Origin of the sequence: Erwinia sp. (assembly GCF_049696395.1) — a bacterium.
Taxonomy (GTDB): domain Bacteria; phylum Pseudomonadota; class Gammaproteobacteria; order Enterobacterales; family Enterobacteriaceae; genus Erwinia.
In genome coordinates this window covers 16438-29341 of sequence record NZ_JBAVTT010000155.1, presented here as the reverse complement: position 1 = coordinate 29341, position 12904 = coordinate 16438, and the positions used below count along the sequence as shown (strand labels likewise).

The following is a 12904-nucleotide window of genomic DNA, read 5'->3' as shown; positions in this document are numbered from 1 at the left end:
TATGAAAAATACCACCACGGCCGCGCTGGCCATCCCGTCATCGAAGGTGTTTAACTCGCGCGAAGGCGTGTTACTGCTGCTGTTAAAAATGCGCACCTTTATTGCGCTGATCCTGATTGTTGGCTTCTTTTCTGTCACCGTACCGGACTTTCTGGCCATTGGCAGCATGGTGATTATGGTGAAACACATTGCCATTAACGCCTTCCTGGCGCTGGGCATAACGTTTGTGATTATTACTGCCGGTATCGACCTGTCGATTGGTGCCACCCTCGGGCTGTGCGGCATGATCGCCGGCTGGTTGATCACCAAAGGGATTGTCCTGCCGATGTTTGGCATTGCTATCTTTCCCAGCGTTTGGGTGATTGTGCCGCTGGTCCTGTTGATCGGTGGCATCATCGGGGCCGCGAACGGCTGGATTATCACCCGTTATAACGTAGCGCCATTTATCTGCACACTTGGCACCATGTACATTCTGCGCGGGGCGGCAATGTTGACCTCAGGGGGAGAAACTTTCCCTGGCCTGCAGGGTAATCCGCAACTGAACAATACCGGTTTTGACAAGATTGGTGCCGGGTACTTCCTTGGTCTGCCTTATGCCATCTGGATGATGATTGTTCTGGCGCTGGTGATTGCTTATGTCGCCCGTCGCCTGCCTTTTGGCCGCCAGGTATACGCCATTGGGGATAACGAACATGCTGCTGAACTGTCCGGCGTGAGGGTGAAGCGGGTCAAAATCATGGTGTATGCGCTGTCCGGTTTTTGCGCCGCGATTGCCGGAATTGTGGTGTCGTCTCAGTTGGTGGCCAGCCATCCGGCTAACGGTTCATCCTTCGAGATGAACGCCATTGCGGCTGTGGTACTGGGTGGCACATCACTGGCGGGCGGGCGCGGGACAATCCTTGGCACCTTGATAGGGGCCTTTGTTATCGGTTTCCTGGCCGACGGGCTGATTATGATGGGCGTGAGTGAGTTTTGGCAGATGGTGATCAAAGGCATTGTGATCATCGTCGCGGTCATTATCGATCAGATGCAAAACCGCATGCAGCGGAAGGCCGCTGTGGTGGCGCAAAAGGCGCTGATTGAGGAAGGGGGAGCCAGTCGAACGGGCTAACCCCGCGACGGCTTATTTTTTTGCTCAGCGTGAATTTATATTCAGTATTAAATTAAAATTCAGAGGTGATGTGATGAATCCATTCAACCTGACAGTCGAACAGCTGCAACACAAGGCTCGGGCCGTACGCCGTCGCATTATTCAGATGAACGCGGGGAGTCCGGCGGGAGGCCATACCGGTGCCGATCTCTCGCAGGTCGAGATCGTGACGGCACTGTATTTTCGATTGCTGAACTGCGCACCTGACCGCACCCAGGACGATTCGCGAGATATCTATATTCAGTCGAAAGGCCATGCGGTTGGTGGTTACTACTGCGTACTGGCAGAAGCGGGCTATTTTCCGGAAAGCTGGCTGCCAACCTATCAGCATGCTGATTCTCATCTTCCGGGGCATCCGGTGAAACACAAAACGCCCGGTGTTGAGTTGAATACAGGGGCGCTAGGGCATGGCCTGCCGGTCGCCGTGGGTATTGCCCTGGCGGCAAAGAAAGATGGCAGCGGTCGCAAAGTGTATGTCGTCACCGGTGACGGTGAACTGACGGAAGGCAGTAATTGGGAAGCCGCGCTGGTTGCCGCCCATTATGGCCTTGATAACCTGATTATTATCAATGATAAGAACAAGTTGCAGTTAGCGGGTGCCACTCGCGAGATCATGAATACCGACCCGCTGGCGGAAAAGTGGCTGGCCTTTGGCCTCAACGTTACCGAATGCGCGGGCAATGACATGCAGTCGGTGGTCACCACCCTGGAAAATCTGCCCACCAACGGCAAACCCAACGTGGTGATTGCCAATACCGAGAAAGGTTTTGGTGTGTCGTTTATTCAAAGCCAGGTCGAATGGCATCACCGGGTACCAAAAGGCGAAGAGATTGCGCTGGCGTTAGAGGAGCTGAAAGATGAGTAATGCACAGCATTTAGCTACGGTGATGGTGGAGACATTAATTGCCGCCGTTGAGCGCGGACTTGACGTGGTTCCGGTGGTGGCAGACTCCACCTCTACCGCGAAAATTTCGCCGTTCATCAAGGCTTTCCCTGGTCGACTGGTGAATGTGGGTATTGCCGAGCAAGTGCTGGTTGGCACTGCTGCCGGGTTGGCCATCGGCGGAAAAATTGCCGTCACCTGTAATGCAGCGCCATTCCTGGTTTCCCGCGCCAATGAACAGGTCAAGGTCGACGTTTGCTACAACAACACCAACGTTAAGTTGTTCGGTCTGAATGCCGGAGCCAGTTATGGCCCGTTGGCCAGCACCCATCACAGTATTGACGATCTGGCGATTATGCGTGGGTTCGGCAATATTCAGATCTTTGCCCCTGGCTGCCCACTGGAGTGCCGCCAGATTATTGACTACGCGCTGGAGCATATAGGGCCGGTCTATATTCGTCTGGACGGGAAAGCGCTGCCGCAGTTGCATGGGGATGACTACCAGTTTGTTCCTGGTGCCATCAATGTGCTGCGAAAAGGCAGCGATATCGCCCTGGTCGCCACCGGGTCGACGGTGCATGAAATTGTGGATGCTGCCGCTGCGCTGGCGGATCTTGGCCTCTCGGCTGCTGTGATCTCTGTGCCGTCCATTCGTCCCTGTGATACCCAACAGCTACGCGAAATAGTACAGCGTTGCCCGAAAGTGATCACGGTAGAAGAGCACAATATCAACGGTGGGCTGGGCAGTCTGGTGGCGGAGGTGCTGGCCGAAGGTGGCTGTGGTATCCCGCTGCTGCGCCTGGGGATTGCCGACGGTGAATATGCTATCGCCGCTGACCGCGCCGCCATGCGCGAGCGTCATGAAATTGATGCGGCGGGTGTCGTCCGTCATGCGCTAAGGATCTGCAAGGAGCCTAAATAAGGCCGCATCCGTAATATTTTCCCTTGCGCAGCAACGTCTGCGCACAACCTCTTACGTCGTTAAGCATGGAGAATAATCAAGATGACTACCTACAACTACCCAAAATTCGGTGCTGGTTTATGGCATTTTGCAAACTACGTCGACCGCTATGCGGTTGATGGTTACGGTCCGGCTCTGAATACGCTTGAGCAGATTCAGCAGGCGAAACTGGTAGGGGATTTGTCCTATGTAGATATTCCTTATCCCTTTTCGCCTGGCGTGACCCTAAGCCAGGTGAAAGAAGCGTTGGCTGACGCAGGGCTGAAAGCCATTGGCATTACGCCTGAGATCTACCTGAGAAAATGGTCGCGGGGCGCCTTTACCAACCCCGATCCGGTGGCCCGTGCCGAAGCGATGCAGTTGATGAATGAAGCCGCTGATGTCGTGCGTGAATTAGGCGCGAGCTATGTGAAGGTCTGGCCGGGACAGGATGGCTGGGATTATCCGTTCCAGGTGGATCACAAACAGCTGTGGAAGCTGGCCGTTGATGGGATGCGCGAGCTTGCAGCCGCAAACCCGGATGTGAAATTTGCCATTGAGTACAAACCCCGCGAGCCAAGGGTAAAAATGACCTGGGATTCAGCCGCACGTACGCTGCTGGGTATCGATGACATCGGGCTGGATAATGTCGGCGTGCTGTTAGATTTTGGCCACGCCCTATTTGGTGGCGAATCCCCGGCGGATTCCGCGCAGCTGATTATCGACAGGGGTCGCCTGTTTGGTATGGATGTGAACGACAACCTGCGTGGCTGGGATGACGATTTAGTCGTTGGCACCGTGCATATGACGGAGATCTTCGAATTCTTCTATGTGCTAAAGATGAACAACTGGGATGGCGTCTGGCAGTTGGATCAGTTCCCGTTCCGGGAAGATAATGTCGAGGCGGCGCGCCTGTCGATCCGCTTCCTTAAACATATCTACCGTGCGCTGGATAAACTGGATATCCCGGCGCTGCAAGCTGCGCAGGCGCGTCAGGACGCGATGCAGGCACAGCGTATTATCCAGAATGCATTGCTGACCTCTATCGAAGAAGAGTAATGCTAAGCCGCATCCGAAACGCTCGGATGCGGTAATCAGGAAGCAACTGAACATTCTTTATTATCATGATTTTCGTGCGGCCAGCGCCCCTCAACAGGCTGGCCAATCAAGTTACGATCCGGCCCGGCCAGCCTGTCGTTTTACTGCTTAATATCCTATGCAAAATCAAAACATGAGACATACTCTTCACTGCGAGTCATAAAAACATACGTCCATGGCAACAACACCAGGATTCGATATGCTAACGAAGATGATAGAAAACAATAGGGTGTGGATGGCTACTGCACTCGGATGGGGCTTGTTGTATTATTTGCTGGGTTTTCTTTCGTTAACATTGGACAATCCTGACGGTCATCTTGCCTTTGTCTGGCTCCCGGCGGGGGTAGCGATAAGCGCATTTCTCCTTTCACCGCGAAATCACTGGGTCCTGCTTTTCACTTCATTTTGTATTGCCAGAATAGTACTGAGTTTTTCCTTTCCTACCCCTCTCACTGTTTCTCTGATATTGACTCTCGTCTCCCTTCTGAACGATCTGGTTATTGCCTGGAGCGTGCGACATTTTTCCCGCAGGCATGATGAATTATATAAAGTGGTGAACTGGATTATGGCCACCATTTTGTTCAGCGGGGTCGCCTCTCTGGTGGCTGTGCTGTTACTTTCTCTACAGGGAGCCGATCCCTTACTGGAAAATATCTGGATATGGTGGAGTGCCAATGTCACCGGCACGATATTCGTTACCCCGGCGCTGGTAGGTCTGTTCTCGAAACGCGATAAGAGTTCTCGAGTCCCTCGCTGGGTTTCTGTGGTGTTGGTGGTGGCCGTGCTGCTTGTCACGATGATCACTTTTATCAGAATGCCGGATAACGCTCAGAACATTGCCTTAATTTATTGCATGGCCTGCATCCCCCTTATCCTGGTGACTATCACTGCAACACTCTGCAGTAATCGCTTCGGATCGGTGGCTTTTATTCTGTTCAGCGCTGTAGTCATTTGGGCTTCATGGCAGGAAACCGGACCTTTCTATCTCGCCCGATTGACGGCTGAAGAGTCGATAGTGTTGGCCCAATGCTACCTGTCGGGATCGGCATTGCTGATTGTCTTTATCCGGGCGCAGAAGAACTTTTCTGCGGTTGGTGCGGCTAAAAGCACCCTTTGGGACATAGCGTACTCCTTAGACCTGCAGACTGGCGCGCTTAGCTGGAATCCGCATGCAAAGTCTTCACTAAGCCTTGAGCTGGAGCAGATACATTCACAAGAGCAACTGCTGGCACATATCCCGGATAAGACACAGAAAATAAGGTTGCAAGATCGCTGGCAGGCGGTGCATGACAATCAAACAGTAGAGGAAGATTTTCACTTTACGCTGCAACTTGAGGGACGCAATCCGGTAAAGATGATCGAAACAAGAACACTGATATTGGCTGGTACTGACGCCGACGCGATTATCGGTTTCTGGGCTGAGGCACCTGGCAGCCTGATGACACCTGCAAAAGAAGGAGGGCGCTAATATGCTACAGATAGCCTTGTTACTTGCGGGCGCCACCTTTGTCAGAAAATCCGCACCGGTGCTGATGTTGGTAGGGGTGTTTTGGGGTGGGCTTGGCCTGTCGATTTTTATTGATGGGTTGCAAGGTCATCGGCACTTTCCGCTCCATGTATTTGGTCTGCTTCTGCTGCTGGACAGCATCGTCTCGCTGATGGTCGGATCGGCTGCCAAAGGGACCCAGCGCGGGGTTTTTTACTTCAAAGGCGGGCTGTTTTTTCTTATTTCCATGCTCATTTTGTTCGGAAATCACGAGGGTAGCCTGGTACTGGCGGTTGTCTTAGGGATGGCCTACTTTTTTACCGGGCTGTTTGTTATCGCCTCTGCAATTGTGGTGCAATTCCAACACTGGCGCCGCTCTCTGCTCTCTGGATTAGCACAGCTTGCCTTCGCCATCTTTCTGTTTTTACCTTTTCCAACTCAACATGACGGCACGGTTTCGCAGTTTATCGGCATGGTGCTGCTCACCGGAGGGATCCAGTGGTTGCTTCTTTCCATCCGAATGCTGCGGATTAAAAATGGGCGTTCGGTGTTTGATATTCTCGCTCCGGAGGATCTGACTGGCACAACCTCAACTCCACGTACCTCACCCGATGAGCTGGTGACAGGGCAGCTGATTGTTCATGTATGGACGCCGGAAGGCTCAGCGGTAACCGAGACGTTGCCCCGTCCGGTCCTCAACCGCTATATCGCTGCAGTAGATATCAATGGTGTGATCTCCACAGGGCACGCAGCCCTGGAAGTCCCGACTTCACTCTATATTAGTCTCTATCCAGGCGAGGATATCGATCGGTCGCCATCGCAATTTTTCAATACGCTTAAAGCCGTGGAATCGAACACGGTCAGAGGGGAATTCCAGAAAGATTATCCGACAGAGGCGAATAAGTGGTGTGAAGCGGATCGTAATATCCTCTTTACGAGCTATAACGCTGCGTCGCTGAACGACTTCTGGGCGCGTTATCGGCAGGTTGAAACCTACAATCTGACCTGGCGTAATTGCTCGAGCAGCGTGGCCTATGCGCTGGAAGCGGCGCTTGACGGCACACTGAGGGAACGCTGTAGCTGGCCAGGATTTCTGCGCCTGTTCTTTATTCCCGAACTGTGGATTGCGGCGCAGCTCCGCAAGCGAGCCACCACCATGGCCTGGACGCCGGGCTTAGTGCTCGACTATACCCGCGCGCTGCATGCACTCGTTCATCCTTCGAATATTTCGCTGCTGTCGTTTCTTAAACGAAAGCGACGAACTGCCAATGGTTCCTGCTTTAAGCGCGGGGAAGGCGCAGACTAAACAACGCGAACATCAGGCACAGTATCCCGGTCAGCCAGGGCAATCCATGGAGAGAATACTCCATGGCGAATCCGCCCAGCAGCGGACCAGCCAGCGCTCCTGCGCCCCAGGCCATCGACATAGCAGAATAAATCCCCGCCAGCTGAGCCCCTTGAAAGCGCTCACCAACCCAGGTGATGGCCACGGTATAAATTCCCACAAACACTCCGCCCCAGATAAACAGCACGGCGTAAGCGATAACGTGGAAGGTAAGGATATAGGGCCAGACAAATGCCAGTGAAGCGGCAATAAAGGCCAATGTTCGCATCAGGGATAAACGGTTAACTTTATCGGCTAGCCACCCAACGGGCAGTTGCAAAATGATCGCACCGAACATCAGCACGGAGATCAACAGCACTGATGCCGACTCGCTCCAGCCCAGTTTCATTGCGTAAAGCGAAAGAAAGTTCATCCCCAGCACTTCAACAGCGGCATTCAGCACCGTGGCCATTATCGGCAGCGTTGCCAGCTTCAGACTGTTGAGCAGGCTTTCAGTCCCGTCTCCGGGCCGATCCGTGCGGGGCATACCTGTCAGGCCAATCAGCATAGCGGCGAAAACGGCGAGCGAGGCAGCAACATAGAAAGCGATATCGCTTACGCTACCGGTGCTGACCAGCAGCAACGGACCGGAGGCAAACCCGAGTGACATACCGGCGGTGTAGAGCGCCAGCACTTTTCCTCTGGCCCGTTCGATCGTACTGCCGTTAAGCCAGGTTTCGGTCTGTACCATGATGACTTCGCTGAACATGCCCAGCCCCAGCCGCAGTAAAAACCAGTAGGGCAAGGCGACAACGGGGAAAAGCATAAAAATGGCCACCAGTGACAGAAGTGAAACCAGCATTAGCGTAGTGGGGCGGAATCGCCGGAAAAGCGCAGGGATAAACGGAGCAACGAAGAAAACCCCGGCCGCTTGCATGGCCGCGTTAAAACCGATCAGGCTCTCCGGCATCCCAGCGTGAATAAGCTTAAAAGCGATCAGCGGCGAACTGATGCCGTAGGTCAGGCCGAACACCATCACCGAAAAAAGTACCGAGACCAGTCGCTTGTTGAATAACATTGCTCACCTAGCCGATTAAATGGTGTCAGACTTATCCTCAGATCCCCCTTATAAGCTACCTAATCATGATAAAGCTGGCTACGGCCGCCATCCATTATAATATCTGCCGCATTGATAAAACGGGCTTCGTCGGAGGCCAGAAAGAGTGCGGTATAGGCGACTTCTTTCGGCTCACCAATACGTTTACAAGGCAGCAAATCTTGCTGACGCGCTCTTTCTGCATCAGGATTTGGGCAGCTGCTTAACCACTTTTCGGCGGCTGGCGTGAGGATCAGGCCTGGGGACACGCTGTTAACCCGAATTCCCTGGCTGGCGTACTCTACACCCAGCGAACGGGTGAGACCAATCAGGGCATGTTTTGCCACGGGATAGGGAAAGGTTCCTGGAATAATTTTGTGGCCGTGGACGGAGGCGATATTGACGATATTTCCTGTCTGACGTGCCAACATGGCTGGCAATACCGCGCGGATACCGTTCAGCGGGCCTTGCAGATTCACGGCCAGGCATCGCTGCCACTCATCTTCACTCATACTGAGCGGATCGTGGAACACATTAACGCCAGCGCAGTTAATCAGGATATCCGGTGGCCCCAATTCAGACATGAGTTCTGCTACACAGTGCTGCATTTGCGACGCATCGGTAACATCGGCCTGACAGGCCAGACAAGACTGGCCTGTCTTTTGCGTCAGATGGGTTGCCAAAACCTGGCAGTCAGCAACATTAATATCGAGCAACGCCAGACTGGCTCCTTCTTCGGCGAACAGCGTTGCGATAGCGCTGCCAATACCGCTGGCAGCACCGGTGATAATGGCCGTTTTTCCTTTCAATCGTTCAGACATAAATTTTCCTGTGTGTAACGGCTAAATAACCAGCCAGTCGGCAAATGTCCAGACGCTATTGCCACGTTGTAAAGTGATTACTGGCCAGTCATCGGTACGGGTCAAAAAGCGCAGACCTTCTTCAGTCACCATTGCCGTTTCTTCGCTTTTGACGCCGGGCAGAGTGGGGTTCCAGGCAAGTGCCTGATTAACGGCCAGAAGTCCGGATGTTTCTGCCGCCACAATAAAGTCCCGACAGCCATAGCCTGCTGGCCCACCCTGATGATGCGTCTGCCAGGCGTCGGCATAGCCCTGACGCGCATAGCTGGCCTGGATATCCCCAAAAATGTCTTGCCAGCGGCGGTCGGGCAGAGATGCGGCCAACATATCGGCATGAATCTCTGCCACCGCCTGAAGCTTGTGCCGGTCGGCGGCAGAGGGTTCACCTAAATGCACCATACGAGACAGGCTGACATTTAGCCCGTGACGCTCCGCACCCAGGGTAATCAACATTTTCTGCTGTACTGCGGTAGCGCCTGGAATAGGGTGTTTATAATCAGTTATACGCTGGTCCGCCGCCACCAGCGTACATAACGGGCGAATACCTGACGGCAGGCATTCTGCATAAATTTCCGCCTCAACCTGACGTTCGGTCATTCCTCGACGAACACGGCGTGCCACCTTTTCAACCAAAGTGGCAACCTGTTGACCCAATTCAAAAAATCGTTCGCGCTCAGCCGGATTGAGACCACTACGCATAGCGATCAGTTGTGCCTCGCAGTTAACGGTTTCCGGCAGTTGCGTATCGCTACCCAAGCGGGAAAGTGGCAGCGAGGTCAGCACTTTATTAAACTCGGTGAACCATGGATAACTGACTGTGCGCAGGGGAAATGGGAGGGTTTCTTCTGCCAGAATGCGCGGTAACTCATTGTCTGGCGCAATCAGCGTGACCCCTTGATGGGTGATCAGCAGACTGGCTACGCCAGTTTCCGCACGGTCGACGACGTAAAAAGTAGCCCCTTCAGTCAGCCAGGCGATATTGTCCCTGCGAGTCAACAGCAGGCCATCCAGCTCTGCTTCCCGCATAGCGTTCTGAAGCCGTTGGATTTTTTCGCTCACTCTAATTCCTCCAGCGGTTTTCTTTCCTGCAGTACCTGCTCGTTCCCCATAATCAGATCTGCTGCCCGGTGCGCCACGGCCATCACCACAGCGTTAGTATTGCCACTGATAATATTGGGCATCATTGAGGCATCCACTACGCGCAATCCTCTCACCCCACGCACGCGTAAATCCGCATGTAACACCGCCATAGGATCCTGGTCATGCCCCATACGGCAGGTACCGACTGGGTGATAGCCGGTTTTCACCATCCGTTTGCAGTGGTCGCTTAGTTGCTTTTCCGAGGTGATTTCAGCACCCGGGAAAATTTCCCTGTCGATCAAGGTGTGAATCGGCCCGCTGGCAATAACTTTGCGTGCAAAGCGCAGTCCGCCGAGCGTGGTGGCAAGGTCGTCTGGGTGACCAAAAATTTGCGTATCTATACAAGGTAATGAGGCCGGATTTGCATCGCGTAACGTCACGCTGCCAGTGGCTTTGGGTCTTAACAGCAGTGAGTTAACCGTAACACCATGGCCCGGATCGGTTCCCAGCACATCACGGTCCAGATAGACCGTCGGTACGCAGAACATCTGAATGGTCGGCGTAGCGTTGAGATCCAGTGGATTAAAGAAGGCACAGGTTTCCACGCCGGTGGTGGTGACCGGGCCAGTTTTAAACAACAGATATTGCAGTCCGGCTTTGATCATCGGCCAGCCTTTATCCTGGCGGTAATAGCCAAATGCACCGTTGGTGGTGGCCACCACCGGAACTTCATAATGATCCTGAAGGTTTTTACCAACGCCCGGAAGCACATGCCGCACCGGAATATTCTGGGCTGCAAGCTGATCTTGCGGCCCGATCCCTGAAAGCATCAGCAGTTTTGGCGTCTGATATGCACCCGTTGCCAGAATCACTTCTTTATCCGCTCGAGCCTGCTTTGCTTCTCCCTTTTGTTGCCAGGCCACGCCAACGGCCCGGTCGCCATCAAACAGCAGTTCACTGACGCTGGCACCGGTCACAACCGTCAGGTTCGGGTCATTTTTAAGTGGCTCGATAAAGGCATCGACAACGCTACAGCGTTTTCGGGTTTGCCAGTCGATAGTATGTTGCATAAAACCAACGCCACGCGGATCACCACAGTTGAAATCTGGCGTGTAGGGGATGCCTAATGCCTGCATCGTTTTGACGTAGGCGCGGCTGAGTGGACTGAAGTGACCGAGATGCGAAATCTTCATTGGTCCACCTGTGCCGTGAAAAGGCGCGCCCAGATGGTCGTTATCTTCAATTGCTTTGAAGTGCGGCAGCAGCGCGTCAAATGACCAGTCTATAGCAGGGTGATCCACGGTGGTATTCCAGTCCACATAATCCTGTTTATGACCACGCATATAGACCATCGCATTGACTGTTGAGCCACCACCCAGCACTTTGGCCTGTGGAACAATCACTCCCCGGCCATTCAGCTGTGGCTGGGATTCGGTCTGGTGCAAGGTCAGGTAACGGTCGCTGGCCAGAAACTTCATATACCCTGCGGGCATTTTCAATACAGGATCGTAACGATCGCTTCCGGCTTCCAGCAGCAAAACGCGAGCATGCTGCTCTTTGACCAGTCTTGCCGCCACGATGCAACCGGAGCTTCCGCCGCCGACAATGATGTAATCGTAGTTATTCATTGCTATTCCTTTACTCAGAAGCCACTGGGTTCAGTATCCGTGCACGCGCTGCTGCCGGATTATTCTGTTCACCTGGATCCAGCGGACTGAGCAGGAAGAACCAGGAAACCAGTGCACTGACGATGTATAGCGAGGCATAGAACCAAATCACGCCAGCGGTACCAAATAATGCGTTGAGAATGCCGTACAGTGCCGGACCAAAGAAGGTAGAAAGACCGGCCGCAAAGCAGTAAATCGCCATCGCATTGCCTTTGTCTTTCTTGTCACACAGGGATGAAAACAGCGCTGCTGCGGGCACATAACCGCACAACGTTATGCCGTACAGACAGGCGAAGATCACACTCAGAGTGAAATTGCCGTGGCTCCATTGCGGAACAAAGTACATCAGCAGCATGGAGATGGCAGAGCCAACGCCACCGAAGAAGGTCAGCACACGACGCCAGCCGATGCGGTCGCTGAGTTTGCCAATCACCGGATTAAAGCTCATGCCCACCAACCCCATAATGGTTATCAAAGCCAGATACTCGGTCTGAGAAAACCCTATTTCGGTGAAGAAGCCTGGCAGGAAGATAAAGAAGCCGAAATAGGGAGTGGTATTGATGATGCGAACCACGGCGGCTGCCGCAATACGTGGGCGACGCCAGAGAATATCGATACCACCCATCAGGGTTTTAAGCTTACTTTGCTGGCGGAGCGAAGGATCGAGCAGGGGCGCATGGCCGGTGCGATCTTTGACCGCAATCAGCATGATTAAGGCGCCCAGTATCACCAGGCCCAGTGACAGCCAGAAGGTGGCATATTCACCTAGCACGTTGATGGAGAAGATAGCGACCAGTGAGCCGAGCGTTGGCAAGCCACCGGTAAACGCCAGCCAGAACCAACCGGTCGCCGAGCCACGCATCTCTGCCGGTGCCGCAGCCTGAATCCACACCAGAAACGCATAGGCAAACATCGGGTAGGCTACGCCACGCAGTCCATAGGTCAGGGCGGTCAGCACTACGCTTTTGCTCGGCAAGGCGAAGCTGAGGAACAGAATTTCAAAGATGATCCAGATTGCTGCACCAAGCATCATCACCCTACGTGGGCCATACAGGGTGGAGAGCGATCCTGCGAGCCAGGAGCCGATAGTGACGGTGATGCCGTAGAAGGCGATGACCGTGGCGGCGATATCCAGGGTGAAACCATTTTGGCTCAGATAGGGTGCCAGATAGTTGGACTCAACGCCGTCACCGACCATAAAGATCAGTACGGCAATGTAGCCCCAGGCCAGACTGGGTGGAATGCCAAGTCGATTGAGCAGTGCAGGTGAAGCAGAGGAGATTGTCATCGCAGGTTTTCCCTTCTGTTGTTATAAGGTGT

Annotated in this window: 11 protein-coding genes; 6 read left to right on the top strand and 5 right to left on the bottom strand. The window is 53.7% G+C overall.

Features of this window, described 5'->3' with window-relative positions:
* The first annotated feature begins 1 nt into the window (after position 1).
* The 6 genes from WCC56_RS18770 to WCC56_RS18745 all read left to right on the top strand — a co-directional run bounded on the left by WCC56_RS18770 (position 2) and on the right by WCC56_RS18745 (position 6863).
* Positions 2-1111, top strand: a complete 1110-nt coding sequence (locus WCC56_RS18770; protein ID WP_424693838.1) for an ABC transporter permease — start codon at positions 2-4, stop codon at positions 1109-1111.
* A 73-nt stretch (positions 1112-1184) separates the two neighbouring features.
* Positions 1185-2015: a transketolase gene (locus WCC56_RS18765; RefSeq protein WP_424693837.1), complete on the top strand. Its 831-nt coding sequence runs from the start codon at positions 1185-1187 to the stop codon at positions 2013-2015.
* Positions 2008-2955, top strand: coding sequence for a transketolase family protein (locus WCC56_RS18760; protein ID WP_424693836.1), 948 nt, complete (start codon positions 2008-2010; stop codon positions 2953-2955). The genes WCC56_RS18765 and WCC56_RS18760 overlap by 8 nt, the downstream gene beginning before the upstream one ends.
* 81 nt (positions 2956-3036) lie before the next feature.
* Entirely contained in the window at positions 3037-4032 is a 996-nt protein-coding gene (locus WCC56_RS18755) for a sugar phosphate isomerase/epimerase family protein (RefSeq protein ID WP_424693835.1), read from the top strand.
* Positions 4033-4246: 214 nt separating this feature from the next.
* Positions 4247-5539, top strand: a complete 1293-nt coding sequence (locus WCC56_RS18750; RefSeq protein ID WP_424693834.1) for an MASE1 domain-containing protein — start codon at positions 4247-4249, stop codon at positions 5537-5539.
* 1 nt (position 5540) lies between these two features.
* A complete protein-coding gene (locus WCC56_RS18745; RefSeq protein ID WP_424693833.1) occupies positions 5541-6863 on the top strand; it encodes an MFS transporter in 1323 nt (440 codons plus the stop codon).
* Here WCC56_RS18745 and WCC56_RS18740 read toward each other — a convergent pair.
* The 5 genes from WCC56_RS18740 to WCC56_RS18720 are packed head-to-tail and all read right to left on the bottom strand — an operon-like array spanning position 6838 to position 12872.
* The gene (locus WCC56_RS18740) at positions 6838-7959 is read right to left on the bottom strand and encodes an MFS transporter (protein WP_424693832.1); all 1122 of its coding nucleotides are present in this window, start codon (positions 7957-7959) and stop codon (positions 6838-6840) included. The two genes, WCC56_RS18745 and WCC56_RS18740, sit on opposite strands and share 26 nt — an antisense overlap.
* Positions 7960-8018: 59 nt before the next feature.
* The gene (locus WCC56_RS18735; protein WP_424693831.1) at positions 8019-8798 is read right to left on the bottom strand and encodes an SDR family oxidoreductase; all 780 of its coding nucleotides are present in this window, start codon (positions 8796-8798) and stop codon (positions 8019-8021) included.
* Positions 8799-8819: 21 nt separating this feature from the next.
* Positions 8820-9896 (bottom strand): M24 family metallopeptidase, encoded by a 1077-nt coding sequence (locus WCC56_RS18730; RefSeq protein WP_424693830.1) that lies wholly within the window; start codon positions 9894-9896, stop codon positions 8820-8822.
* On the bottom strand, positions 9893-11545 hold the full coding sequence (locus WCC56_RS18725; RefSeq protein WP_424693829.1) for a GMC family oxidoreductase: 1653 nt from the start codon (positions 11543-11545) through the stop codon (positions 9893-9895). The genes WCC56_RS18730 and WCC56_RS18725 overlap by 4 nt, the downstream gene beginning before the upstream one ends.
* 10 nt (positions 11546-11555) lie before the next feature.
* Positions 11556-12872: an MFS transporter gene (locus WCC56_RS18720; protein ID WP_424693828.1), complete on the bottom strand. Its 1317-nt coding sequence runs from the start codon at positions 12870-12872 to the stop codon at positions 11556-11558.
* Between the last annotated feature and the right edge of the window lie 32 nt (positions 12873-12904).

Excerpts from the sequence above, each read along its gene's own strand:
- WCC56_RS18735 (WP_424693831.1), bottom strand. The coding sequence starts at position 8,798 with ATGTCTGAACGATTGAAAGGAAAAACGGCCATTATCACCGGTGCTGCC.
- WCC56_RS18745 (WP_424693833.1), top strand. The coding sequence starts at position 5,541 with ATGCTACAGATAGCCTTGTTACTTGCGGGCGCCACCTTTGTCAGAAAA.
- WCC56_RS18740 (WP_424693832.1), bottom strand. The coding sequence starts at position 7,959 with ATGTTATTCAACAAGCGACTGGTCTCGGTACTTTTTTCGGTGATGGTG.
- WCC56_RS18720 (WP_424693828.1), bottom strand. The coding sequence starts at position 12,872 with ATGACAATCTCCTCTGCTTCACCTGCACTGCTCAATCGACTTGGCATT.
- WCC56_RS18760 (WP_424693836.1), top strand. The coding sequence starts at position 2,008 with ATGAGTAATGCACAGCATTTAGCTACGGTGATGGTGGAGACATTAATT.
- WCC56_RS18725 (WP_424693829.1), bottom strand. The coding sequence starts at position 11,545 with ATGAATAACTACGATTACATCATTGTCGGCGGCGGAAGCTCCGGTTGC.
- WCC56_RS18750 (WP_424693834.1), top strand. The coding sequence starts at position 4,247 with ATGGCAACAACACCAGGATTCGATATGCTAACGAAGATGATAGAAAAC.
- WCC56_RS18770 (WP_424693838.1), top strand. The coding sequence starts at position 2 with ATGAAAAATACCACCACGGCCGCGCTGGCCATCCCGTCATCGAAGGTG.
- WCC56_RS18755 (WP_424693835.1), top strand. The coding sequence starts at position 3,037 with ATGACTACCTACAACTACCCAAAATTCGGTGCTGGTTTATGGCATTTT.
- WCC56_RS18765 (WP_424693837.1), top strand. The coding sequence starts at position 1,185 with ATGAATCCATTCAACCTGACAGTCGAACAGCTGCAACACAAGGCTCGG.